This is a genomic window from Microbulbifer elongatus (genome assembly GCF_021165935.1).
GTDB classification, from domain to species: Bacteria; Pseudomonadota; Gammaproteobacteria; order Pseudomonadales; family Cellvibrionaceae; genus Microbulbifer; species Microbulbifer elongatus.
The window spans coordinates 706,393-729,649 of the sequence record NZ_CP088953.1 but is presented as its reverse complement, the minus strand read 5'-3'; the positions used below and the strand labels follow the sequence as shown (position 1 = coordinate 729,649).

At 60.4% G+C, this 23,257-nt stretch carries 21 protein-coding genes; 12 read left to right on the top strand and 9 right to left on the bottom strand.

Annotated features, from left to right (window positions below; genetic code table 11):
• Window positions 1-71 precede the first annotated feature (71 nt).
• Window positions 72-2,153: a glycine--tRNA ligase subunit beta gene (gene glyS, locus LRR79_RS02980; RefSeq protein WP_231758933.1), complete on the bottom strand. Its 2,082-nt coding sequence runs from the start codon at window positions 2,151-2,153 to the stop codon at window positions 72-74.
• A complete protein-coding gene (gene glyQ, locus LRR79_RS02975; protein ID WP_231758932.1) occupies window positions 2,153-3,133 on the bottom strand; it encodes a glycine--tRNA ligase subunit alpha in 981 nt (326 codons plus the stop codon). The genes glyS and glyQ overlap by 1 nt, the downstream gene beginning before the upstream one ends.
• Window positions 3,134-3,299: 166 nt before the next feature.
• Between glyQ and LRR79_RS02970 the strand changes: the two genes are divergently transcribed.
• The 3 genes from LRR79_RS02970 to LRR79_RS02960 all read left to right on the top strand — a co-directional run bounded on the left by LRR79_RS02970 (window position 3,300) and on the right by LRR79_RS02960 (window position 5,763).
• Complete coding sequence (locus LRR79_RS02970; RefSeq protein ID WP_231758931.1) at window positions 3,300-4,187, top strand: lysophospholipid acyltransferase family protein; 888 nt, start codon at window positions 3,300-3,302, stop codon at window positions 4,185-4,187.
• Between the two features lie 248 nt (window positions 4,188-4,435).
• A complete protein-coding gene (locus tag LRR79_RS02965; protein WP_231758930.1) occupies window positions 4,436-5,014 on the top strand; it encodes a DUF2239 family protein in 579 nt (192 codons plus the stop codon).
• 113 nt (window positions 5,015-5,127) lie between these two features.
• Window positions 5,128-5,763, top strand: a complete 636-nt coding sequence (locus LRR79_RS02960; RefSeq protein ID WP_231758929.1) for a CDP-alcohol phosphatidyltransferase family protein — start codon at window positions 5,128-5,130, stop codon at window positions 5,761-5,763.
• Window positions 5,764-5,847: 84 nt separating this feature from the next.
• On the opposite strand, the gene LRR79_RS02955 is transcribed toward LRR79_RS02960, so the two are convergent.
• The 5 genes from LRR79_RS02955 to def all read right to left on the bottom strand — a co-directional run bounded on the left by LRR79_RS02955 (window position 5,848) and on the right by def (window position 11,925).
• Window positions 5,848-7,299, bottom strand: a complete 1,452-nt coding sequence (locus LRR79_RS02955) for a TrkH family potassium uptake protein (RefSeq protein WP_231758928.1) — start codon at window positions 7,297-7,299, stop codon at window positions 5,848-5,850.
• Window positions 7,300-7,316: 17 nt separating this feature from the next.
• Window positions 7,317-8,702, bottom strand: coding sequence for a Trk system potassium transporter TrkA (gene trkA, locus LRR79_RS02950; RefSeq protein ID WP_231758927.1), 1,386 nt, complete (start codon window positions 8,700-8,702; stop codon window positions 7,317-7,319).
• 228 nt (window positions 8,703-8,930) lie between these two features.
• Window positions 8,931-10,256 (bottom strand): 16S rRNA (cytosine(967)-C(5))-methyltransferase RsmB, encoded by a 1,326-nt coding sequence (rsmB, locus tag LRR79_RS02945; RefSeq protein WP_231758926.1) that lies wholly within the window; start codon window positions 10,254-10,256, stop codon window positions 8,931-8,933.
• Window positions 10,249-11,217 carry a methionyl-tRNA formyltransferase gene (gene fmt / locus LRR79_RS02940; RefSeq protein ID WP_231758925.1) on the bottom strand — a complete coding sequence of 323 codons (969 nt, stop codon included), beginning with the start codon at window positions 11,215-11,217 and terminating at the stop codon, window positions 10,249-10,251. The genes rsmB and fmt overlap by 8 nt, the downstream gene beginning before the upstream one ends.
• A gap of 201 nt (window positions 11,218-11,418) precedes the next feature.
• Window positions 11,419-11,925, bottom strand: coding sequence for a peptide deformylase (def, locus tag LRR79_RS02935; RefSeq protein WP_231758924.1), 507 nt, complete (start codon window positions 11,923-11,925; stop codon window positions 11,419-11,421).
• Between the two features lie 297 nt (window positions 11,926-12,222).
• Between def and LRR79_RS02930 the strand changes: the two genes are divergently transcribed.
• The 9 genes from LRR79_RS02930 (at window position 12,223) to LRR79_RS02890 (ending at window position 20,780) form a co-directional block, all read left to right on the top strand.
• Complete coding sequence (locus LRR79_RS02930) at window positions 12,223-13,290, top strand: LysM peptidoglycan-binding domain-containing protein (RefSeq protein ID WP_231758923.1); 1,068 nt, start codon at window positions 12,223-12,225, stop codon at window positions 13,288-13,290.
• Between the two features lie 39 nt (window positions 13,291-13,329).
• Entirely contained in the window at window positions 13,330-14,484 is a 1,155-nt protein-coding gene (gene dprA, locus LRR79_RS02925) for a DNA-processing protein DprA (protein WP_231758922.1), read from the top strand.
• Window positions 14,485-14,620: 136 nt separating this feature from the next.
• Entirely contained in the window at window positions 14,621-15,697 is a 1,077-nt protein-coding gene (locus tag LRR79_RS02920; RefSeq protein ID WP_231758921.1) for a PQQ-dependent sugar dehydrogenase, read from the top strand.
• A 145-nt stretch (window positions 15,698-15,842) separates the two neighbouring features.
• Entirely contained in the window at window positions 15,843-16,463 is a 621-nt protein-coding gene (locus LRR79_RS02915; RefSeq protein ID WP_322790437.1) for an L-threonylcarbamoyladenylate synthase, read from the top strand.
• A 43-nt stretch (window positions 16,464-16,506) separates the two neighbouring features.
• The gene (gene hemF / locus LRR79_RS02910) at window positions 16,507-17,412 is read left to right on the top strand and encodes an oxygen-dependent coproporphyrinogen oxidase (protein ID WP_231758920.1); all 906 of its coding nucleotides are present in this window, start codon (window positions 16,507-16,509) and stop codon (window positions 17,410-17,412) included.
• 52 nt (window positions 17,413-17,464) lie between these two features.
• Window positions 17,465-18,301, top strand: a complete 837-nt coding sequence (gene aroE / locus LRR79_RS02905) for a shikimate dehydrogenase (protein ID WP_231758919.1) — start codon at window positions 17,465-17,467, stop codon at window positions 18,299-18,301.
• 309 nt (window positions 18,302-18,610) lie between these two features.
• On the top strand, window positions 18,611-19,102 hold the full coding sequence (gene purE, locus LRR79_RS02900) for a 5-(carboxyamino)imidazole ribonucleotide mutase (RefSeq protein WP_231758918.1): 492 nt from the start codon (window positions 18,611-18,613) through the stop codon (window positions 19,100-19,102).
• Window positions 19,103-19,143: 41 nt separating this feature from the next.
• Window positions 19,144-20,274 (top strand): 5-(carboxyamino)imidazole ribonucleotide synthase, encoded by a 1,131-nt coding sequence (locus tag LRR79_RS02895; RefSeq protein WP_231758917.1) that lies wholly within the window; start codon window positions 19,144-19,146, stop codon window positions 20,272-20,274.
• 104 nt (window positions 20,275-20,378) lie between these two features.
• Window positions 20,379-20,780 (top strand): hypothetical protein, encoded by a 402-nt coding sequence (locus LRR79_RS02890; RefSeq protein ID WP_231758916.1) that lies wholly within the window; start codon window positions 20,379-20,381, stop codon window positions 20,778-20,780.
• 49 nt (window positions 20,781-20,829) lie between these two features.
• On the opposite strand, the gene LRR79_RS02885 is transcribed toward LRR79_RS02890, so the two are convergent.
• Both LRR79_RS02885 and LRR79_RS02880 read right to left on the bottom strand, forming a co-directional pair.
• Window positions 20,830-21,747, bottom strand: a complete 918-nt coding sequence (locus LRR79_RS02885; RefSeq protein ID WP_231758915.1) for a dimethylarginine dimethylaminohydrolase family protein — start codon at window positions 21,745-21,747, stop codon at window positions 20,830-20,832.
• A gap of 251 nt (window positions 21,748-21,998) precedes the next feature.
• Entirely contained in the window at window positions 21,999-23,255 is a 1,257-nt protein-coding gene (locus LRR79_RS02880; RefSeq protein ID WP_231758914.1) for a Zn-dependent hydrolase, read from the bottom strand.
• Between the last annotated feature and the right edge of the window lie 2 nt (window positions 23,256-23,257).

Below are 23,257 nucleotides of genomic sequence, written 5' to 3'. Positions count from 1 at the left end.
CTCGTGTGATCGGTCTGTAGGAGCCTGCAAGCAGGCTCCTACGACGGGCTTTTATGCAGGAAGCGCGCGCGTTACTTGGCCGGCGCCAGCTGGGAAATATCCGCAACCTCGAGGAATAGCGCGCGCAATTGCGCCAGCAGTGCCAGGCGGTTGCTGCGCAGCTGTTCGTCGTCGGCCATGACCATCACGCCGTCGAAGAAGTTGTCCACGGTTTCACGCAGCCCGGCCAGGCCGGCAAGGCCTTCGTCGAAACGGGCTTCGGCATACAGCGGTGCCACGGCTTCCTCGGCGTCGCGAACGGCCAGATACAGCGCCTTTTCCGCATCTTCCTGCAACATCGCCTGATCTACCTCACTGGGTGCCGGGCCGTCGAGTTTCGCAAGAATATTGGAAACCCGCTTGTTGGCCGCGGCCAGTGCCTGCGCCTCCGGCAGCTGACTGAAGTTGTGTACCGCTTTGACGCGACTGTCGATATCCAGCGGACGGGACAGCTTGCGTGCAGACACCGCAAGGAAAACTTCGGCCTTGATGCCGGCGTCTTCATAACGGGCGCGAAAGCGCTCGATCATATACGCCAGGGTCTGCTCGACGACGTTGTCGTACTCCGCCAGCGCGGTGCGCGGGTAGCCATCGCGGGCCAGGGTGAGCAGGTCGCGCAGGTCCAGGTCGATGTTCTTTTCCACCAGCAGGCGCAGTACGCCCAGGCTGGCGCGGCGCAGGGCGAAGGGGTCGCGGGAACCGCTGGGCGGTTGGCCGATACCGAATATGCCCACGAGGGTGTCGATACGATCAGCGAGGGCGACGATGGTGCCGGTCTCGGTTTGCGGCAGATCATCGCCGGCAAACTTGGGCATGTACTGCTCGTACATGGCTTTGGCGACATCCAGCGGTTCACCGTCGTTTTCTGCGTAGTAATAACCGGCAATGCCCTGCATATCGGCAAACTCGAACACCATTTCGGTGACCAGATCTGATTTACAAAGCTGCGCAGCGCGCTGGGCCAGCGCCGAGTCGCCCCCGATTTTTTCCGCAATGGCAGCGGCCAGTTTGGCGAGGCGTTCGGTCTTGTCGTACACGGTCCCCAGCTTCTGCTGGAACACGATGGACTTGAGTTTTTCCCGGCGCGCTTCGAGACTGGTTTTCTTGTCAGTTTCGAAAAAGAACGCCGCATCGGACAAGCGCGGGCGAATCACCCGCTCGTTACCCTCGATCACCTGCTTGGCATCGGTGCTTTCGATATTGGAAACGGTGATGAAGAAGGGCATCAACTTGCCATCTTCGTCGATCACGTGGAAATACTTCTGATGCTCTTTCATGGAAGAGATCAGGGCTTCCGCGGGTACATCGAGAAAGCGCTTCTCAAAGCGTCCGGTCAGTGCCACCGGCCATTCCACCAGTGCGGTGACTTCGTTGAGCAGATCGTCATCGATAACCGCTTCACCGTTTACATTGTTGGCTTCTGCCTGCACCTGTTCGCGAATCATTTCACGGCGCTCGGCGAAGTCCACGACCACAAAGCCCGGGTCGCGTAACTGTTGTACGTAATCGTTGGCGGAGGCCACGGTGAGTTCGCGGTTGCAGTGGAAGCGGTGACCACGGGTGCTGTTGCCGGCTTTCAGGCCGAGCACTTCCGCATCGACCACTTCGTTGCCGAACAGCATGACCAGCCAATGCACCGGGCGCACAAACTCTTCTTTGCGCGCGCCCCAGCGCATACGCTTGGGGATGGGCAGTTGCGCCAGGGATTTACTGACGATGCCGCCCAGCAGTTTACTGGTGGCTTCGCCTTTCTGTTCGCTGATAAATGCCAGGCGCTCGCCTTTGTCCGTTTGTACCCGCGCCAGTTCATCGACGCTGACACCGGCACCGCGGGCAAAACCCTGCGCGGCTTTGGTGGGATTGCCGTCTTTATCGAAGGCGGCGGCAACGGCGGGGCCGTGCTTTTCAATCTGTTTGTCCTGCTGGCGCTCGGCGAGGTCGCTCACGGAAACCGCGAGGCGACGCGGGCTGGCGTAAGCATTGATGGCGCCGTGTTCAAGCTCGGCGTCTTTCAGTCCCTGCTCAATGCCGTCGGCAAAGGCCTGCATCAATTTGTTCAGCGCTTTCGGGGGCAGCTCTTCGGTGCCCAGCTCAACCAGAAAATCCTGAGCCATTACTTCTTCTCCTTCTGCGCTTCAAGTTGTGCCAGTACATCGTTGCGGGCCTGCTCGGTGGCCAGTGGGAAACCGAGGGCGTGACGGGCATCGAAATAGGCCTGGGCTACCGCACGCGCCAGGGTGCGCACACGCAGAATAAAGCGCTGGCGCTCGGTCACGGAAATCGCGTGGCGGGCATCCAGCAGGTTGAACGCGTGGGACGCTTTCATCACCTGCTCGTAAGCGGGCAGCGGCAGGCCCAGCTCGATCAGGCGCTGGCTTTCGCGTTCGCAGTGATCGAAGGTACTGAACAGGAATTCCACGTCCGCGTGCTCGAAGTTATAGCGGGACATTTCCACTTCGTTCTGGTGGAACACATCGCCGTAGGTTACCGGAGTACCGTCGGCGTTGCGGGTCCACACCAGGTCATAAATGGACTCCACGCCCTGCAGGTACATGGCGATACGTTCGATACCGTAGGTGATCTCGCCGGTTACCGGGTAGCACTCCAGACCGCCCACCTGCTGGAAGTAGGTGAACTGGGTCACTTCCATGCCGTTCAGCCACACTTCCCAGCCGAGTCCCCAGGCGCCCAGGGTGGGGGATTCCCAGTTGTCTTCCACAAAGCGGATATCGTGCACCGCCGGGTCGATCCCCAGGGCGCGCAGGCTGTCCAGATACAGGTCCTGGATATTCGCCGGGGAGGGCTTCATTACCACCTGATACTGGTAGTAGTGCTGCAGGCGGTTGGGGTTCTCCCCGTAGCGACCGTCGGTGGGGCGGCGGCAGGGCTGCACATAGGCCGCATTCCAGGTTTCCGGACCGATGGCGCGGAGGAAGGTGGCGGGGTGGAAGGTGCCAGCGCCCACTTCCATATCCAGAGGCTGTAGAATGACGCACCCTTGGCGCGCCCAGTATTCCTGCAGGGTAAAAATCAGTCCCTGAAAGGTGCTCAGGTCCTGCGCCGGGGCAGAACGGCTGGTTTGTTGCTCGGACACCACAATCTCCGGTTTCAGCTGGGTGGAATAGACAAGGGGCGCAATTATAGCGGCAGGTGGTGGTGCACTAAACAGCGCACAGGGTAATTGATGGCCACAATGGGGCTATACCCTATAAAAAGATGAAGCAGGGCGGACTGCCGCCGCAGTGAGAAGGATGTAATCGTTGGATATCAAAGGGCAATTGGCCGCAGGCGCATTGAAGTTGATCGGTTTGCTACCCCTGCGCTGGTCGCGCCGTCTCGGCAGCGTGGTGGGTTATTGCGCCGCAACCATCGGTAGCGACAGTCTCCGTATCAGCCGTATCAACCTCGAACACTGCTACCCGGAGATGCCAGCCGCGACCCGCGACAAACTCGCCCGCCAGAGTGTGATCGGCACAGCACAGACCGGGTTCGAGGTTGCGAGCCTGTGGCGCAAGCCCTGGAGCCAGGCCGAAGACAATATCGAGCGGGTGCGCAACCAGCAGTTGCTGACTGAGGGGGTGGATGAAGGCCGCGGCGTGCTGGTGCTGGCCCCGCATATTGGCAACTGGGAAATTTTTGGTCAGTTCCTCGCCACTGTAGGGCCCACCACCAGCCTTTATGCACCGCCGAAAATCGAGGCGTTGGATCCGCTGATTCGCGCTGGCCGCGAAAAAACCGGTGCCAATCTGGTGCCTACCAATGTGCGTGGTGTGCGCGCCCTGTTAAAGGCATTGAAAGCAGGGGGGATAGTGGGGGTTCTTCCCGACCAGGAACCGGACCTCTCCGGCGGCGAATTCGCCCCCTTTTTCGGCCATCCCACTTTGACCATGACCCTGGCGTATAACCTGATTCAGCGTACCGGCTGCAAGGTGGTGTTTGGCTTTGCCAAGCGCCTGGAGCACGGTTTTGAGCTGGTATTTTTACCCGTAGAAAAAGCAATCTACAGCGAAGAGACCAAAGTCTCCCTCGCGGCGCTCAACCGCGGCGTGGAAGCATGTATTGCGGAAGCGCCGGAGCAGTATCAGTGGGAGTACAAACGCTTCCGGCGCGGGCCAGAGGGCCGAACCGGATTGTATAAGAAGAAGTGAGCGCGGCCTGTGCGCACTTTTTGACCAGGGTTCCCGCCAGAAATTTAACCCGGGTGTAAATCAAATAGCGGCCCCTTATTTCCACGCCGGGCCCAGTCCCCCCACCATCCATAGCCCTCCTTCCATTTCCTGCCGGTTTGATCGTTTCCGGTGGCGTGGGAGGCAGTGCCTTTTATTACCCGGGTAAATTGATTCTGTTTTAAATCCCGGTAATAATATTTTATCCGGGTAATAGTAAAGTGAATATCATGACAAACGAGTACGTGGCGATTCTGGCGCAGTCATTGGTTGCGCGGGGCTCACTGGCATCGGTGGTGCGTGAAGCCAAAGCGCGAGCGGATGGCGTGGACCCAATTGTGCTGGAGATCGACTCCTGCAAGCGCTTGGAGATCGATTGGCACGGTGATCCGGATACGATAGTGGCGCGGGTGCAACAACTGGGCAGCCCGGCGCCGGCCAGGCGTGGTCGGCCCAAGCTCGGGGTGACCTCAAAAGAGGTAACCCTGCTGCCCCGCCACTGGGAATGGTTGGCGACACAGCGCGGTGGGGCATCGGTGACACTGCGCCGCCTTGTGGATGCGGCGATGAAGAATGCCACTGCGGAAGAGCGCATCAGCATGAAACAGAATCAGTTGTATAACCTGTTGAATCTGTTCGCTGATGCACCGGGCTTTGAAGAGGCTGCGCGCTCCATGTATCGCAACAGTCGTGTGGGTTTCGAAAAGGCCATTACCGACTGGTCCGCCGACGTCAGAGACTTGCTGTTAGAGAAATTCGATGAGATAGCGGCCATCCATCAAGGGCAGGAAAATGAGGTGGGTGAGTGACGGCCACGCTATGCACACTGGCGGGCGGATCTACCGCTCCGCACACCCGCGGATTTTCGATTAAGCTCTAAAGTGCGTCTGCTTCTCCGCCCTGGACGCATTGGCGAGCCACTATGAAAAAAACCAAACAGATAGTCACTTCACAAGCGCCGTCGCAATCCCTCTGGCGTCATCTGCCGAACGGGTTGTCACTGCTGCGTGTGGCGTGTATTCCGGTTATCGTGTGGTTGTCGCTGACCGATCAACACTTCGCCGCGCTTGTCGTATTTCTCGCCGGTGCACTGACCGATTTTCTCGACGGCTGGCTGGCGAATCGATTTCATTGGCAGACCCCCTTTGGTGCTTATCTCGACCCGGTAGTGGACCGTTTGTATATTCTCTGCCTGATACCGCTGTTGTGGCATTTCGGCGCGATCAGCAGTACTTACACCGTGCTCGTCATTGCGCGCTTTGCCATTCAACTGAGCGCATTTCCTGTACTGCTGGGGTGGCTGAAAAAAAGCTTCAATGCGAAACCAGGTTGGTTGTCGCGCAGTGCCATGCTGATTGCATTTCTGGTGCTGGGAATGGGCTTTGCTGATCAGATTGCGATAGAGCGGTTTGATGAGTCGTCCGCGGCGGAAAATATTTTTGATAGCACCATGGAAGCGCTGACGGTAATCGGCTGTATTCTGGAGATCTGGGTGCTGATCAAGTTTGTGCCGCGTTACTGGGATATCATTCGCGGCCGCGCGGACACCTTCGAGTAAACGGTGAGGTACACCAACAGTTCGCAGAAAAAGGCTGCGGCAAGTCGTCCCTGCGAAAAGCTGCCTGCCGGTTCCCTATCACCGCTAGTGTCTCCAGAATGCCGGGGTCAATAACACCAGTAAGGTGAAAATTTCCAGGCGACCCATCAGCATGGCGAGAATCAGAAAACACTTGGCGACACCGTTGACCTCTCCGTAGTGAGAGGCCGCGTCCCCCAGTGCCGGTCCGATATTACTGAGGCAGGAAGCAACGGTGGAAAATGAAGTGACAAAGTTTTCACCGGTCGCCATTACCACGATGGTCAGGATAAAAAACGACAGAATATAAATCGCAAAAAACCCCCACACGGCATCGGTGACCCGAGGCGGTACGATTTTCCGGTTGACCTTGATCGGTACGACCGCATTGGGATGCACCAGTCGATTGAGCTCCCGCATACCGGATTTGACGATCAGCATCACCCGCACCGCTTTAATGCCCCCGGAGGTGGAACCGGCGCAGGCACCCATAATACCCAGCAGCAGTAGTACGTAAGGCAGAAACGCGGGCCAGACCGCGAAGGTTTCCGATCCGAAGCCTGCGGTAGTACCGATAGAGACCACCTGGAATACTCCGTGCAGAAAGCTGCCGCGCATATCATAGGTGCCCGAGGTATACAGATACCCGATGATCACCACACTGGCGGCAATGGTTACGATGATATAGAAGCGGAACTCTGAATCTTTCCAGTAGTGCTTCACCGTGCGATTACCGAGAGCGTAAAAGTGCAGGCCAAAGTTAATCGCGGCGGTCAGCATGAAAATAATGGCGATCGCCATGATGGCGTTGTTGTGGGCATAGAACCCCATGCTCGCATCGTGGGTAGAAAAGCCCCCGTTGGCGACGGTGGAAAATGCATGGCCGACGGCATCAAACACGGTCATCCCGGCCCACCAGTATCCGATACCGCACAGCACGGTCAGTGCAATATAAATCACAAACAGGGCGCGAGCGGTTTCCGCGATACGTGGTGTGAGTTTGGTGTCTTTTACCGGCCCCGGCATTTCCGCCTTGTATAGCTGCATACCACCAATCCCGAGCATGGGGAGAATCGCCAGGGCAATAACGATTACCCCGATACCGCCAAACCACTGCAATTGCTGCCGGTAATAGAGGATGGCCGGGGGCAGGGTATCGAGTCCGACAATGGTGGTGGCGCCGGTGGTGGTTAAGCCGGAAATGGATTCAAAAATGGAGTCGACGATATTCAGATTGGGCTCCGGGCTGATAATCAGCGGCAGAGCACCGAAGCTGCCAAGAATCAGCCAGAACAGGGAGGTCACCACAAAGCCGTCGCGGGTGCGCAGGTCCTGCTTGAGGTCGTGCACCGGCAGCCACATAAACAGGCCGGTGAGCAGGGTAATGGCAAAAGCGATGGAGAAGGCGTTGTGGGTGCCGTCTTCGTACCACAGGGAGACGCCAATGGGCGGCAGCAGTGTGAGGCTGAATACCGTCAGCAGAATACCGAAGACCCGCGCTATGACCGCTAATCGCATGTAGTGGAATCCCGCCGTCAGAAAAAGCTGAAGCCGACCTGGAACAATTGCTCCACGTGGCGGGTGTGGCGGCGGTCAACGAGAAACACGATGACGTGGTCGTCGGACTCTACAACAATGTTGTCGTGGGCGATCAGAACCTGGCTCTCGCCATCCCGCTCGCGCACGATGGCGCCGATACTGGCCCCTTCGGGCAGGTCGATATCCTCAATTTTCCGACCGACGACTTTCGAGGTGCGGTTGTCGCCGTGGGCGATGACTTCGATCGCTTCCGCGGCGCCGCGCCGCAACTGGTGCACATTGACCATATCACCACGGCGCACGTGGGTAAGCAGGCTGCCGATGGTGTTCTGCTGCGGGGAAATGGCGATATCAATTTCACCGCCCTGTACCAGGTCCACATAGGCGCGGTTGTTGATCAGGGCCATGACTTTGCGGGTGCCGAGTCGCTTGGCCAGCAGTGACGACATGATGTTGGCTTCATCGTCGTTGGTGAGTGCGAGGAATACGTCGGTGTCTTCGATGTTCTCTTCCAGCAGCAGGTCCTGATCGGAGGCGCTGCCGTGCAGCACGATGCTGTTGCTGAGCTCTTCCGACAGGAAGATACAGCGGTCATGATCCTGCTCGATTACTTTCACCGAGTAGCGGTTTTCCAGTTTGCTGGCGAGGCGCAGGCCGATGTTGCCGCCGCCGGCAATGGTGATGCGCTTGTAGCCCTGTTCGAGGCGGCGCAGTTCGCTCATCACGGCGCGGATGTCCTGTTTGGCGGCGATAAAGAACACTTCGTCGCCGGCTTCGATGACCGTGGAGCCCTGGGGGATGATGGGGCTGTTGCGTCGGTAGATGGCGGCGACACGGGTGTCGACTTTGGGCATGTGTTCGCGCAGGTAACGCAGTTGGTGGCCTACCAGGGGGCCGCCCTGTACGGCGCGCACGGCGACGAGCTGGACGCGGCCGTCGGCGAAGTCGAGCACCTGCAGGGCGCCGGGGTGTTCGATCAGTCGGGAGATGTATTCAGAGACAATCTGCTCGGGGCTGATCAATACGTCGATGGGAATGGATTCGGTGGCGAACAGTTCGGGATACTGCAGGTAGGCTGAGGCGCGCACGCGGGCGATTTTGGTGGTGACCCGGAACAGGGAGTGGGCAATCTGGCAGGCGGCCATGTTGGTTTCGTCGTTGTTGGTGACGGCTACCAGTATGTCGGCGTCTTCGATGCCGGCTTCCTGCAGGATATCCGGGTGGGAGGCGTGGCCCTGGACGACGCCAATATCGATCTTGTCCCGCAGCTCGCGCAGGGTTTTCTCGTCGCTGTCTACCAGAACAATATCGTTGCGTTCCGAGGCGAGGCTTTCTGCCAGCGATCCACCGACCTGACCGGCGCCGAGAATGATGATTTTCATAGTTGGTTTTTTGGCCTTTGCGCCTTGAGCCCGAAGAGTACTTCTTTAGCTGGCGCGGTGGCGTCGAGGCACCGGGTGAGCGTTTTCAGGACCGCTGTTAACCCATCCCTGGGCGCTGCGGCGCAAACATCCTGTTTGCGACGCTCCTGAAAACGCTCACCCGGCACCCCGACTTCGATTCTTACTCTTGTACTTCGTAAGCGAATCGTAAAAGTCTCAATAACCGTATTAATTGTTTTTGGCTTTTTCGAGCTTCGCGTAATAAAACCCATCACCCGCATGGATGCCCGGCAGCAACTGCATACCCGCATCCTGCGGCAACCCCCAAGGCTGTTCATTCAGCAATTGCGGCGTATTGTCCCTCGCATCCGGTGTCTCCGCAACGAAGCGCGCCACTTGCGCGCTATTTTCCTCGGGGAGTATGGAACAGGTGGCGTAGAGGAGGGTGCCGCCGGGTTTCAACAGGCGCCACATTGCACGCAGGATTTTCCCCTGTAGGGCGGCCAGTTCGGGGATGCCTTCGGCGCGGCGCAGGAGTTTGATGTCCGGGTTGCGGCGGATGACGCCGGTGGCAGAGCAGGGGGCGTCGAGGAGGATGCGGTCGAACTGTTCGCCGTCCCACCAGTGTTCGGGTTCTGCGGCGTCGGCGCAGATGATCTGGGCGCCCACGCCGAGGCGCTCGAGGTTTTCGATGACGCGGTCGAGGCGGTCTTCTTCGATGTCCAGTGCGCTGAGGTCGAGATCGGGCTGCAGCTCGAGCAGGTGGCAGGTTTTGCCGCCGGGGGCGGCGCAGGCGTCGAGGATCTTCTCGCCCGGTTGCGGGTCGAGCAGGGGTCCGGCCAGTTGTGCGGACTGATCCTGGACGCTGACCAGGCCATCCTCAAAGCCCGGCAGGCGGCTGACGGCGACGGGGCTTTCCAGTACCAGTCCGGCTTGTGACCACTCACAGGCCTGGGCGGGAATTCCCGCGGCTTCCAATTGGCCAAGATATTCGTCGCGGCTGTTTTTTGACAGGTTCACCCGCAGGGTCATGGGCGGGTTTGTATTGTTGGCGGTGAAGATGGTGCGCGCCTCAGTGCCCCAGGCGGCCTTGATGGCCTGCTGCAGCCACTCGGGGTGGGCGGAGCTGAACTGGGGGTTACCGGAGAGTTTGCGCGTAAGCGCTTCCTGATTGCGCAGGGCATTGCGCAAAACGCCATTGACGACGCCGGTGGCATGGCCGAGCTTGAGGGCGCGGGCGGCCTCGACGGTCGCGCCGATGGCGGCGTGATCGGGGATGCGGGTGTATTCCAGCTGGTACAGACCCACCAGCATCAGTGCCGCCAGTTCTTCATCTTTGATGGGTTTTTTCGACAGTTTGCCGAGGATCAGCTCCAATCGCGGCGCAAAACGCGCGGTGCCGTAACACAGCTCGCGCAGTAGAGCGCGGTTCTTGCCGCTCCCATCCGGGTCATCGATCTGCTTTTCCGCCCACGGCAGCAGTCGCTGCAATGAGCCGCGGTCCTGATACAGCCGCGCGATAACCCGCGCCGCCAGCGCTCTCGGATCATTCATTACCGGTACCCAGTACGGTGCCTGCGGTGAACAGCTCGCGGTAGCCCTTCAGAATTTCCTCGACCGGCAGCACCTTCTTGCCCGGCAATTGTAGCTGGGTCAGGCGCAACGCCTCGCGCCCGCAGGCCACCAGAATCCCTTCCTCGTCCGCACTCAGAATCGTCCCCGGCACATCGGTGTGACAACCCTGCTCGTGTCTCGCGGCATACACCCGCAGCCGCTGCGGCTTGCCCTTGCCGTCCAGGTACTCGGTCCAGCACACCGGGAAGGGATTGAATGCGCGCACCAGGCGCGCCAGCTCCGCCGCCGGTCGCGACCAGTCCAGCCGCGCCTCCTCCTTGGAGATCTTGCCGGCGTAATTGGCCAGCGCATCGTCCTGCACCTGCGGCTGCGCGGTGCCACTCTCGAGTTGCGTCAGCGCCTCCAGCAGCGCCGGCCCGCCGAGGGCGGCCAGCTTGTCGTGCAGGCTGCCACCGGTCTCATTGGCGGCAATGCGCGTGCGCGCCTTCACCAGCACCGGCCCCGTATCCAGCCCCGCCTCCATCTGCATAATCGCCACACCACTCTCCGTATCGCCGGCTTCCACCGCACGCTGAATCGGCGCCGCCCCGCGCCAGCGCGGCAGCAGAGAGGCGTGAACATTCACACACCCCAGGCGCGGCGTATCCAGTACCACCTGCGGCAGAATCAACCCGTAGGCCACCACCACCATCAGGTCCGCATTCAGCGCCGCCAGCGTCTTCTGTGCCTCTTCATCCCGCAGCGACAGCGGCTGGTACACGGGAATCTCGTGTTCCAGAGCCAGCTGCTTCACCGGGCTCGCCAGCAGCTTCTTGCCGCGCCCCGCAGGCCGGTCGGGCTGGCTGTAGACGGCGATCACATTGTGTTCACTGTCGAGCAGGGTTTGCAGGTGTACGGCGGCAAAATCGGGGGTGCCGGCAAAGATGATGTTCAGGCTCATGAAAAATCTTCGGTTGTGAGAAAGCGGACTATCAACGGAGTCCTGCAGGCAGAATTGAAGGCTAAGTGCTGGGCACCTGTTTTCAGAAGCGTCGGCGACAGGGACGTCGCCGACGCAGCGTACAGGGATGTATTCACAGCGGTTCTGAAAACAGGTGCCCAGTGCTTAGCCGCCACGGGACCCGCAAAAGAACCACGAAGATCAGGCTCGTTGTCGATGCGCCTTCTCAAGCTTGGAACGAATACGGTTGCGCTTGAGCGGCGAGATGTAATCCACAAACAGCTTGCCATCGAGGTGGTCGATCTCGTGCTGGATGCATACCGCCAGCAGCCCCTCGGCCTCCAGCGCATAGGTCTCGCCATTGCGATCCAGCGCCTTCAGGCGAATCTTGCGCGGGCGCTGCACCGTCTCGTAGAAACCCGGCACAGACAGGCAGCCCTCATCGTACCTGTGAATCTCCGGATCCAGCACCTCAACCTCCGGATTGATCAGCACCAGCGGCTCACTCTGATCCTCCGACACATCAATCACCACAATGCGCTCGTGTACATTGACCTGCGTCGCCGCCAGGCCCACGCCTGGCGCCTCATACATCGTCTCGAACATATCATCGATCAACGTACGATGCGCATCCGTCACCTCAGTGACAGGCTCCGCCACCTTGCGCAGACGGGGATCGGGGAATTCTAGGATTTCCAGTTTGGCCATAACACCTGTGACAAACTTCTAGTCTTAGTGGAACTTGCGCTGATAACATAATGATCGCGCTTGAAATTTGCTGAATTGGGGGGCTGTATCCGCACACTGGCCAACAAGCCAGAGAGTGCACATCTGTTTCCCACCCCGGCGACATCAGCCGCCACCGGTTCAGCGCTGTGAGATTATAGCGATATAAACCCGCAGTGATAGCCGTATAAAGATTCAGCAGATTCTTTAGCTCAGCAGATTCTTTAGCACACGACAAGGCCCCAGCGCTCGCGACAAAAAAAGCATAGGAATGCTTCCATGAAAAAAATAATCCTGGCCGCCGCCGCAACTCTGTTGGCGACCTTTGGCCTGCAGGCGCAAGAGGCGCGCCTCAAGCCTGACCACCCGGACACCTATGTCGTCCAGAAGGGCGACACCCTCTGGGACATCTCCGGCACCTTTCTCTCCCAGCCCTGGTACTGGCCGGAAATCTGGCAGGTGAACCCCCAGGTTGAGAACCCCCACCTGATTTACCCCGGCGACCGCCTTAACCTGGTGTATGTGGATGGTCAGCCGCGCCTGCAGCTGGATCGCGCGCCCACTGCCTACAAGCTGAGCCCCGCCAGCAACAACCGCCTCGGCCCCGCCGTGCGCCGCGAGCCCATCGGCTCCGCCATCCCGGCGATTCCGCTGGACGCCATCAACGCATTTCTGTCCCGCACCCGCATCGTCGGTCCGGGCGCCTTTCTGGGCGTGTCTTATGTAATCTCCGGTCAGGATCAGCGCATCCTTATGGGTGCCGGCGAGAAGATCTACGCCCGTGGCGATTTCCGCGAGCCCCTGGCCTCCTACGGCATCTACCGCCCGGGTCCGGTTTACGCCGACCCCTTCACCGGTGAAGAGCTGGGCCAGCAGGCTCTGGACGTGGGCTCCGTGGACCTGCGCCAGCTGGATGCCGACAATGCCAACAGCGAATTTGCCGTGGCTACCCTGGACGTGACCCGTACCAGCCGCGACATCCGCCTGCAGGACCGCCTGCTGCCGGTTGAAGAGCGCGCGATCGCCGCCCTGTTCCAGCCCGGCGCCCCCTCGGTACCCGTGGATGGTGTCATTCTCGGCGTGGAAGAAGGGGTCACCCAGGTAGCCAAATACGACGTGGTTGCCATTAACCGCGGCCTGCGGGAAGGTTTGCAGCCCGGTCACGTACTGGCCATCTACAAGCGTGGCGCCACCGTGCGCGACCAGATCGCCCGTCAGAACGTCAAGCTGCCGGACGAGCGCGCCGGCGTGCTGATGGTATTCCGCAGCTTCGAAAAGATGAGCCTGGGCCTGGTACTGGAAGCGGACAAGCCGCTGGCAGTCATGGACCTGGTACGTAACCCCTAGGAATCACTGAGCAGAACACAATTCAAGTTAGGGATACGCATGGATGCGTTGACGTCTACTCTTGCACTTCTCAGACTGGAGGGCATTGGCCCCGGTCTCTACTGGCAGCTGGTGGAGCGATTCGGCTCCGCCGAAGCCGTGCTCCAACTGTCCCCGCGGCAACTTCCCCGCAAACTGCCCGATCGCGCGAACGCGCAGCTGGCTGAGTTTCAGCGTTTTTCCCTGGATAGCGAGCTGGGCCAATGGGCCCTCGCCGAGCGCCAGCGCTGTGCGGAAGAGTGTATCTATCTGCTGCACCGTGAAGACGACAACTACCCCGCGCTGCTAAAACAGATCGATCGCCCACCGCCACTGCTATATGTCACCGGTGACCCGGAAGCATTATCCCTACCGCAGGTAGCGGTGATCGGCGCGCGCCGCGCCAGCCGTGCGGGACTCGACAACGCCGAGGCCTTTTCCGCGGATCTCGCCGCTGCCGGGTTCGCCATCACCTCCGGCCTGGCGCTGGGTGTGGACGCCGCCGCCCACAAGGGTGCGCTGCGCAGCGAGGGCAAAACCGTCGCGGTGCTGGGCACCGGCGTGGATCGTATCTACCCGGTTCGCAACGCGGTGCTTGCGGAACAGATTGTTGCGGGGGGCGGCGCGATCGTCAGTGAAATGCCCCTGGGAACGGCCCCGGAGGCGGGTAATTTCCCCCGCCGCAACCGCGTCATTTCCGGGCTGAGTCTCGGCACTCTGCTGGTGGAAGCAGCGGTGCGCTCCGGCTCCCTGATTACCGCACGGCTGGCACTGGAGCAGAACCGCGAGGTATTCGCCATTCCCGGTTCCATCCACAACCCGATGGCCAGGGGCTGTCACCATATGATCAAGCACGGTGCACAGCTGGTGGAAACCAGCGCGGATATCGTTACCCAGTTGGGGGGATTGTTGTCGGGCATGGCAGAGCAGCCGTCGCTGTTTGACGACCCGGCGACGCCCACACAGGCACTGCCCCCGGATCAGCGCAGTCTCATTGCCGCCCTCGGCGGCGACCTGCGCAGCATCGAGCAGCTGGCGCAGGATACCGGCGGGGACACAGGCGATCTGATGGCAAATCTCCTGCACCTCGAGCTGGAGGGTCTGGTGGAGCAGCTACCCGGTGGATATCAGCTTACCGGCAACGGCGCCAAAACCCTGTCCGGACTGGTGGAATAACCAAAAAGCCGCTACGGTCACACCCTGAATTCGACGGATAATCCAATGGAGTGACCAACCGATGGGCCTGTTCAGATCACTTTGTCCTGCTTCCCTGTTAAACATTTGCGCCGCGCCAGTGACTGGCGCACTCGCATTGGCCGCGTCGATTAGCGTCCAGGCGCAGGCGGCCGATGTTCCGCTGGAAAAGCTCAATCTTCCCGACGGCTTCAAAATTGAACTCTACGCCGACGACGTTCCCAACGCCCGCCACATGGCCCGTGGTGACAAGGGCACCCTGTTTGTGGGTTCCCGCCGTACCGGCAAGGTTTACGCGGTGGTGGACACCGACGGCGATCACAAGGCTGACGAAGTCAAAGTCGTCGCCGAGGGCCTGAAAATGCCCACCGGTGTGGCCTTTAAAGATGGTGATCTCTACGTGAGCGCGGTCACCAGTATTCTGCGCCTGGACGATATCGAGTCCAATCTCGACAACCCACCCAAACCGGTCACCATCACCGATCAGTTCCCGGACAAACATCACGGCTGGAAGTACATCGCCTTCGGCCCCGATGGCTGGCTGTACGTGCCCATCGGCGCACCCTGCAATATTTGCGAAGAAAAGGACTACGCGAACATTCAGCGCCTCAAGATCGAGGGTGACAAGGTAGCCAAAACCGAAACCTGGGCCGAGGGCGTGCGCAATACCGTCGGGTTTACCTGGCACCCGCAAACCAAGCACCTGTGGTTTACCGACAACGGCCGCGACATGCTGGGCGATGATATTCCCCCCTGCGAACTGAATACCGCACCGGTGGCCGGCAGACACTTTGGTTATCCCTACTGCCACGGCAACGACATCGTTGATCCAGAGTTTGGCGAGGGCAAGCAGTGCAGCGCCTATGTCGCGCCGGTACAGGAGCTCGGCCCCCACGTGGCGCCGCTGGGTGTGAAGTTCTACACCGGTGACCAGTTTCCGGCGGAGTACAAAAACCAGGTGCTGATTGCCGAACACGGCTCCTGGAACCGCAGCAAGAAAATTGGCTACCGGGTAACCATGGTGACCCTGGACGATGAGGGCAACGCTACCTCCTACGAACCCTTTATCGATGGCTGGCTGCAGGGCGAAGAAGCCTGGGGCCGCCCGGTGGATGTGCTGGTAATGCCAGACGGTGCCCTGCTGGTATCCGACGACAAAGCCGGAGTCATCTACCGTGTCAGCTATCAGGGTTGACCAGAGTCCCTCTTGTTGATGTGCCTGGTCTGAGGCGTCCGGCGGCGAGTGCCCCGGGCGCGCGCCAGCCGCTTCCTTGTCTAGGCTGGTACTATTCGATAAATTGCGGCGCAATTCCGCAGTTCGCCCCGAAAGAGTCCCAGCCTTGTCAGAAAAAGCCAAACCCGTCGCCCTCGGCGACCACAATCCATACGATCCGAAGCGGCCCCACGCCGGCTTCTGCCTGGCCAGCGCCGCGCGCATCCTCGCCGCCGGTGGAGTGATCGCACACCCTACCGAATCCGTGTGGGGACTTGCCTGCGACCCGAACAACCCCGAAGCGGTGGCGCGCCTGGTGGGCCTGAAAAATCGTCCGCTGGAGAAAGGGTTGATTCTGGTGTCCGGCAATGTGGCCCACTTTTCCGGGCTTCTGCACAACCTTTCCGGCGATCAGCGTGCGCGCATCGACGCCACCTGGCCGGGCCCGGTGACCTGGCTGGTGCCGCACTTTGATCAGGTGCCGCCCTGGGTCACCGGCATCCACCACAGTGTCGCTCTGCGGCACACCGATCATCCGTTCACCGCCGCGCTGTCCCGCGCGTTCGGTGGTCCTATCGTATCCACCTCTGCCAACCCCAGTGGCTGCCAGCCAGCGCGGCACAAATTCCAGGTGTTGCGCTACTTCGGCAGCCAGCTCGATTTTATCGGCGGTGGCAGCACCGGTGGGCGCGCTTCACCGAGTGAAATCCGCGACGCCGCCAGCGGCCGCATTCTGCGCGCCGGTTGATCCCGGGGCCCGAGTGGCCCCGCTCCCTTTTTGTGAGAAGTCTATGAGCACCATCGACATCGAGGCCGTGAAACACTATCTGCTGGAACTGCAGGATCGCATCTGCGCTGACCTGGTAGCGGTGGACGGTAGCGCGTTTTATGAAGATACCTGGCAGCGTGAGGCTGGCGGCGGCGGTCGCACCCGGGTACTGGAAAACGGCAACGTGATTGAAAAAGGCGGGGTGAATTTTTCCCACGTATTCGGTGACAAGCTGCCCCCCTCGGCAACCGCCGCACGCCCGGAACTGGCCGGCCGCTCCTTTCAGGCCATGGGCGTCAGCCTGGTGATTCACCCAAAAAACCCCTACGCCCCCACCAGCCACGCCAACGTGCGGTTTTTCGTTGCCGAAAAAGAGGGCGCGGATCCGGTGTGGTGGTTCGGCGGCGGCTATGACCTGACCCCCTATTACGGCTTTGAAGAGGATGTGGTGCACTGGCACCAGACCGCAAAAAACGCCTGTGAACCCTTTGGCGAAGAAATCTATCCGCGCTTCAAAAAGTGGTGCGACGAATACTTCTACCTGAAACACCGCGACGAAGCGCGGGGTGTCGGTGGTCTCTTCTTTGACGATTTCAGTGAGGGCGGGTTCGACAATGCGTTCGCCTTCATGCAGGCCGTGGGCGACTCCTACGTGGATGCCTATCTGCCGATACTGAAAAAACGCAAGGACACCGAATACGGTGAGCGCGAGCGGGATTTTCAGCTCTACCGCCGCGGTCGCTATGTGGAATTCAACCTGGTGTTCGACCGCGGCACCTTATTCGGACTGCAAAGCGGCGGCCGCACCGAATCCATTCTGATGTCTCTGCCATCGGAAGTGCGCTGGCGTTACAACTGGCAGCCGCAGGCGGGCAGCCCGGAAGAAAAGCTGTATACGGATTTCCTGCCCCATCGCGAGTGGGTGTGATATTCAATGGTGGCTGTAGCGAAAAATAAGCGGAAGTTGAGAGAAAAACCACATGGATAAGTACGCGGTAATCGGTAATCCCATTAAACAGTCAATGTCGCCGGTGATTCACAGCGCCTTTGCCAGGGAGACCAGCCAGGACCTTGAGTACGGCAAACTGTTTGCGGAAGTGGACGGTTTCAAGACGGTGGTAGATGAATTTTTTGCCGGCGGTGCGAAAGGCCTGAACGTCACCGCGCCGTTCAAACTGGATGCGTTCGAGTACGCCCATGAACTGACCGAGCGCGCGCGCACCGCGGGTGCGGTGAACACCCTGGCGCGGCAACCCGATGGGACCTTCCTCGGTGACAACACCGACGGGCCGGGACTGGTCTCGGATATTCGCGATCACCTGGGTTGGGCCATCGCCGGTAAAAAGGTGCTGGTGCTGGGCGCCGGCGGTGCTACCCGCGGTACGCTGCTGCCGCTGCTGAACGAGAAGCCGGCGCTATTGCATATTGCCAATCGCACCGCGTCCAAGGCGCAGCACCTGGCTGAAGACTTTGTCGCCTATGGCAGCATTTCTGCCGGCGGTCTCGGCGAAGTGCCGGAAGGCTTCGACCTGATCATCAATGCCAGTGCCGCGAGCCTTTCCGGGGAATTGCCACCCTTGTCGCCGCGAGCCCTCGCCGATGGCTGTCGGGCCTACGATATGGTGTATGGCGCACAGCCGACGCCGTTTATGCACTGGGCTACCGGTCTGGGCGCCGAGGTGTCCGATGGGTTGGGCATGCTGGTGGGGCAGGCGGCAGAGGCCTTCGTCCTGTGGCGCGGCGTGCGTCCGTCAGTGGAACCGGTGCTGGCCATGCTGCGGGACGACTTGCGCCGCAAGCAGCCGGACACTCCCTGAGCCGGATCTGACTCCGGCGCGACCAAACCCGCCAATATGGACCGGTCACAGACAGGTGCTGTGACTATCCCGCCACACTATCATTTTTCTGCCGCTTTCCCCGGCATTGCCCGTAGAAAGTACCGGCTGGGCAGGTTCCCCGCTAAGCAGATACTGCGGTCCGGGCTGCCCGCAGCGGCAAAATCGCCCCAAAAGCGCTGCCGAACCCGCCGGAGAGCCCCGTACTGCGTGCTTTCTCGCTGAACTTTGGTATCCTTCCGCCCCTAATTTTTGGGGCCGGTGCCCGCCAAATTCTGGAGTTATGCGAACGTGAAAGAGCTGCCCTTCGAAAAAGTCACCATTGTGATGGGCTCCCAGTCCGACTGGCCGACCATGGAAATGGCGACCAAGCCCCTCACCGAGCTGGGTGTGCCCTTCGCCACGGCGGTTGTGTCCGCCCACCGCACACCGGCGCGCATGACAGAATTTGCCACGACCGCCCACGAGCGCGGCACCCAGGTGATCATCGCCGGCGCCGGTGGTTCCGCGCATCTGCCGGGCATGATCGCCGCCATGACGCCGCTGCCGGTGATCGGCGTGCCGGTGGCGAGCAAGTTCATGACCGGTATGGACAGTCTGTTGTCCATCGTACAGATGCCCAAGGGTGTGGCGGTGGCCACTCAGGCAGTGGGTGCCTCTGGCGCATTCAATGCGGGCCTGATGGCGGCGCAGATGCTGTCGCTGACCGATCCGGCGCTGCAGAAGCGCCTGATCGCCTGGCGCGAGAAGCAGAGTGCCAGTGTGCCCTTCGAAGTTGAATAAGCCAGATTGAAATCACTGAACGTTTACGAGGTGTAGCGGAAATGACAGCCAGACGTGTAGCTATTGTCGGTTGTGGCCAGCTGGCGCAGATGATGGCCCAGGAGGCCCGCCCGCTGGGTATTAAGTTCAGTTTTCTCGCCGAGAATGGTGAAAATACCACCTGTGTGGAAGGGCTCGGCACCATTGTCAATCCAGGTGCGGTTGATGCGGGTGACGGCGCGAAGATCGAAGCGCTGTACAACGCCCTGGGCAGCCCGGAAGTCATCACCGCCGAGCGTGAAGGTGTCGATGCCGGCCTGCTGCGTGCGCTGGAAAAGTTCTGCCCGGTCTACCCGCGCCCGGATGCCTTTGAAAAAACCCAGCATCGGGTGCGCGAGAAAACCGCGATCACCGATGCCGGCCTGCCGGTGGCGCCTTTCCGCCCCGCCAACAATTACGACGATATCCGCGCGGCGGTAAAAGAGCTGGGCTACCCGTCGTTTATCAAGAGTTGTGAAAACGGCTACGACGGCAAGAACCAGTGGCGGGTGAACAGCGACGACGATCTGGCCGCGATTGCCGACCAAGTGCCCGCGCAGGAATACGTAGTAGAGAAGGGCATCAATTTCTCCCGCGAAGTGTCTTTGATCGGTGCGCGCACCGCCGATGGCAAGGTGGTCACCTATCCGCTGGCGGAGAACGATCACTACAACGGCACTCTGCTGGTTTCCACCGCGCCGGCGCCCCATGTCGATGAAAAGCTGCAGACCACCGCGCAAGAATATCTCTCTACCCTGATGAACGCCTGGGATTACGTGGGTGTACTGGCGATGGAGTGCTTTGTCACCGACGACGGGCTGCTGATTAATGAGTTGGCACCGCGGGTACATAACAGCGGCCACTGGACCTTGGCCGGGGCCAAAACCAGCCAGTTTGCCAACCATGTGCGTGCGATTCTGGGCATGGAACTGGGCGCTACCGACGCGGCGCGCCCGGCGGTCATGATCAATATGCTGGGTGTGGATAAAAAGCCAGCACTTGAGAATGAGGGTGTCTGGTCCTACGGCAAGGAATTGCGCCCGGGCCGCAAAATGGGCCACGTAATCCTGCTGGACGAAAGCCAGGACGCACTGGCTGCACGTATCGACAGCATGCTGGAAGAACTCTACGGCCCCAGTAAACGTCCCGCCTGATTTCCAAACCCGTTAGCGGTGTTTTCCGCTAGTTCTGGCATACTTCCCCCGTTACCCCGTCAGGATAAATTCCTGGCGGGGCGCAAGAAAATCGGGGGATGTTTATGCGCGAATTTATAAAAAATCTTTCCATCTGTTTTGCCGCTGGCGGTATAGCCGGGCTGGGTTACGCGCTCGGTCTGTGGGCGCTGGGCCACTATGGTATTACCCGCGCGCTGTCGGTCGATATCGCGCCGCACCTTTCCAACGCCTATATTTACCAACGGGTTGTGTGGGGCGGAATCTGCGGTCTGATTTTCCTGCTGCCCTGGCGCAAAAGCTGGATTACCCGCGGCTTTCTGCTTTCGCTGATTCCCGCGGGAATTCTGTTGCTGGTGCTACTGCCCATGCGTGGTCTGGGTATCGGTGCGCTGGCGCTGGGTACCCTGACGCCACTGGTGATTGTTCTGGCCTGTGCGGCGGGGGGCATTGCTGGATCCGGCTGGTTGCGGGCGCAGGGGAAATAAAACAGAGTCAAAAATGGCGACCACTGGTCGCCACTTTTGTATACGAGGCTTATTTTGCAGCTGTGTGCCGCGCCAGCGGTTGGCACATGCAGTGCACGCCGCCGCCGCCGGCGGTGATCATGGAGATATCCGGGTCGATCACTTGCAGACCGTGGGCACGGCACTTTTCTTTCAGTTCGGTGTTGTCGGCGGGGAGCATGACGCGGTCGTTGCCCAGCGCCACCACGTTCACACCCAGTTCCATCACCTGCGGGTAGGAGATGTCGATAATCTCGAAGTTGCGTGCTTTGAACCATTGCACAAGTTCGGGCTCCACCGCATCCACGCATACGGCGACGAGTTTTTCCGCGAGCGCCGCTACCAGCACGTCGATATGCAGGAAGTAGGGATCGAATTCGTAGCCTTTAACTTCCCAGCCTTCTTTTTCGATCCAGCTTTTCATCTGGTTGAAGCCTTGGGGTGAGGTGCGTTCGCCGCTGTAGCCGCACAGGATGACGCCGGGTTCGAGCACCATAAAGTCGCCGCCCTCTAAGCTGCCGGCGGTGATGATGTCGTAAATCGGAATATCCAGCTTCTGGTAGGTTTTAACCACGTCGACCCATTCGCCGCGGCGCCAGGGGGAGTACATCTGGGTGACGATGGGGCCCCAGGGGGTCATGACGCTGCTGTCGCGGGCGTAGAGCTGGTAGGGGAGGTTGCTGTCGGCGGGCAGCAGGTGGGTGTTTACCCCGGCCTGTTTGTAGGCGTCGAGCATTTCCTGGTGTTGGCGTTTGGCGACGGCGGCGTCGAACTGGCGGCCGAGGCGCACGGAGCGGCGGCTGGCGGCGTTGCCCATCTGCCAGGTGTAGTTGTCGATGGGGCCGACGAGCAGGTCGGTGAGCACGCCGTATTCGGAGTCGATACCCCAGTTTTGCAGTGGCGCAGTGTTGCCGTTGTCGTTGCGGTGTTTGTAAGTGAATTCGGTCATTGTGGTTCTCGGCGAGTTCAGTGGTTTTTAGGAGCTCTGTCTCGGCTCCGTGGCGCTCCTGCTACCGGGGGGCCATTCGCGAGACACGGACTAGGCGTCCCCCCTCAACCCATCCCTGGGGGCTCTTCTAAAACATCCCTGTTTTAGAAGGTCTCGCGAATGGCCCCCGGCATCGGGAGCTTCGCGTTGAATTTATTTACGCTGTAAGAAATTCCGTAGGGTGGATAAGCGCAGCGCATCCACCAATCCGGTTAGCCTGGGTTCGCCATCTTCAGCATCGCGTGCAGCAGAACATTCGCCCCCGCTTCCAGATCCTTCGGCTCCGCATTTTCCGCTTCGTTGTGGCTCAGGCCTTTTTCACAGGGCACGAAAATCATGCTGGTGGGGGCGACGCGGGAGATGTAAACGGAGTCGTGGCCGGCGCCGGAGACCATTTCCTTGTTGCTGTAGCCGAGATCGGCGACGGCGCTGCGTACGGCTTCGACGCACTTCGTATCGAAGGCGACGGCGGGGGAGCGCCATTCTTCGCGGATTTCGTGCTCGAGGCCGGTTTCTTCGGCGATACGGGCGGCGATTTCGCGGAAGCGCTGGTCCATGGCGTCGAGGGTTTTCTGGTCCGGGTGGCGGAGGTCGACGGCGAGGACGAGTTTTTCCGGGACGGTGTTGCGGCTGCCGGGTTCGACGCGGATGTCACCGAAGGTGGCTCTGGCCCAGGGGGCGTGTTCTTCGGCGAGTTTGTAGAGTTGGTCGAGGATGCGGTGCAGGCCCATAAACGGGTCGCGGCGGCCTTCCATGGGGCTGGGGCCGGCGTGGCAGGGTTGGCCGATCAGGGTGAGGTCGTACCAGTTCATGCCCTGAACGCCGCTCAATACGCCGATGGTTTTTTCTTCGGCCTCCAAAATGGGGCCCTGTTCGATGTGCACTTCAAACGCTGCGGCGAGGGGGCGCGGTTTCGCGGGCGCCTGGCCCTTGTAGCCGATACGTTCCAGTTCTGCGCCGAAGGTGTTTCCCTCTTTGTCCTGGCGGGCGTAAGCGTAGTCGAGGTCGAATTCGCCGGCCCACACGCCGGAGCCGATCATGGCGGGGGAGAAGCGGGCGCCTTCTTCGTTGGTCCACACGGCGACTTCTACCGGGGCTTCGGTTTCCACGCCAGCGTCGTTGAGCGTGCGAATGACTTCGAGGCCGGCGAGCACGCCGTAAACACCGTCGAACTTGCCGCCGGTGGGCTGGGTATCGAGGTGGGAGCCGGTGAGTACCGGGGGCAGGTCGGGCCCGCCTTTAGAACCGGTGCCCGGGCGCTGGGCGAAGATATTGCCCATTTCGTCGACGGTGACGTTACAGCCGGCGTCTTCGCACCATTTCACGAAGAGGTCGCGGCCCTGCTTGTCGAGGTCGGTAAGGGCCTGGCGGTTGCAGCCGCCTTTCTGTGTGGCGCCGATCTGCGCCATTTCCATCAGGGAGTCCCACAGGCGCTGGCCGTTGATACGCAGTTGACGGTAGTCGTTCATCG

What these genes read in the sequence shown, in the direction of transcription:
- glyS (WP_231758933.1), bottom strand. Translation starts at nt 2,153, where the DNA reads ATGGCTCAGGATTTTCTGGTTGAGCTGGGCACCGAAGAGCTGCCCCCG.
- LRR79_RS02965 (WP_231758930.1), top strand. Translation starts at nt 4,436, where the DNA reads ATGACAAACGAGTACGTGGCGATTCTGGCGCAGTCATTGGTTGCGCGG.
- LRR79_RS02960 (WP_231758929.1), top strand. Translation starts at nt 5,128, where the DNA reads ATGAAAAAAACCAAACAGATAGTCACTTCACAAGCGCCGTCGCAATCC.
- LRR79_RS02955 (WP_231758928.1), bottom strand. Translation starts at nt 7,299, where the DNA reads ATGCGATTAGCGGTCATAGCGCGGGTCTTCGGTATTCTGCTGACGGTA.
- trkA (WP_231758927.1), bottom strand. Translation starts at nt 8,702, where the DNA reads ATGAAAATCATCATTCTCGGCGCCGGTCAGGTCGGTGGATCGCTGGCA.
- rsmB (WP_231758926.1), bottom strand. Translation starts at nt 10,256, where the DNA reads ATGAATGATCCGAGAGCGCTGGCGGCGCGGGTTATCGCGCGGCTGTAT.
- fmt (WP_231758925.1), bottom strand. Translation starts at nt 11,217, where the DNA reads ATGAGCCTGAACATCATCTTTGCCGGCACCCCCGATTTTGCCGCCGTA.
- def (WP_231758924.1), bottom strand. Translation starts at nt 11,925, where the DNA reads ATGGCCAAACTGGAAATCCTAGAATTCCCCGATCCCCGTCTGCGCAAG.
- LRR79_RS02930 (WP_231758923.1), top strand. Translation starts at nt 12,223, where the DNA reads ATGAAAAAAATAATCCTGGCCGCCGCCGCAACTCTGTTGGCGACCTTT.
- dprA (WP_231758922.1), top strand. Translation starts at nt 13,330, where the DNA reads ATGGATGCGTTGACGTCTACTCTTGCACTTCTCAGACTGGAGGGCATT.
- hemF (WP_231758920.1), top strand. Translation starts at nt 16,507, where the DNA reads ATGAGCACCATCGACATCGAGGCCGTGAAACACTATCTGCTGGAACTG.
- aroE (WP_231758919.1), top strand. Translation starts at nt 17,465, where the DNA reads ATGGATAAGTACGCGGTAATCGGTAATCCCATTAAACAGTCAATGTCG.
- LRR79_RS02895 (WP_231758917.1), top strand. Translation starts at nt 19,144, where the DNA reads ATGACAGCCAGACGTGTAGCTATTGTCGGTTGTGGCCAGCTGGCGCAG.
- LRR79_RS02890 (WP_231758916.1), top strand. Translation starts at nt 20,379, where the DNA reads ATGCGCGAATTTATAAAAAATCTTTCCATCTGTTTTGCCGCTGGCGGT.
- LRR79_RS02885 (WP_231758915.1), bottom strand. Translation starts at nt 21,747, where the DNA reads ATGACCGAATTCACTTACAAACACCGCAACGACAACGGCAACACTGCG.
- LRR79_RS02880 (WP_231758914.1), bottom strand. Translation starts at nt 23,255, where the DNA reads ATGAACGACTACCGTCAACTGCGTATCAACGGCCAGCGCCTGTGGGAC.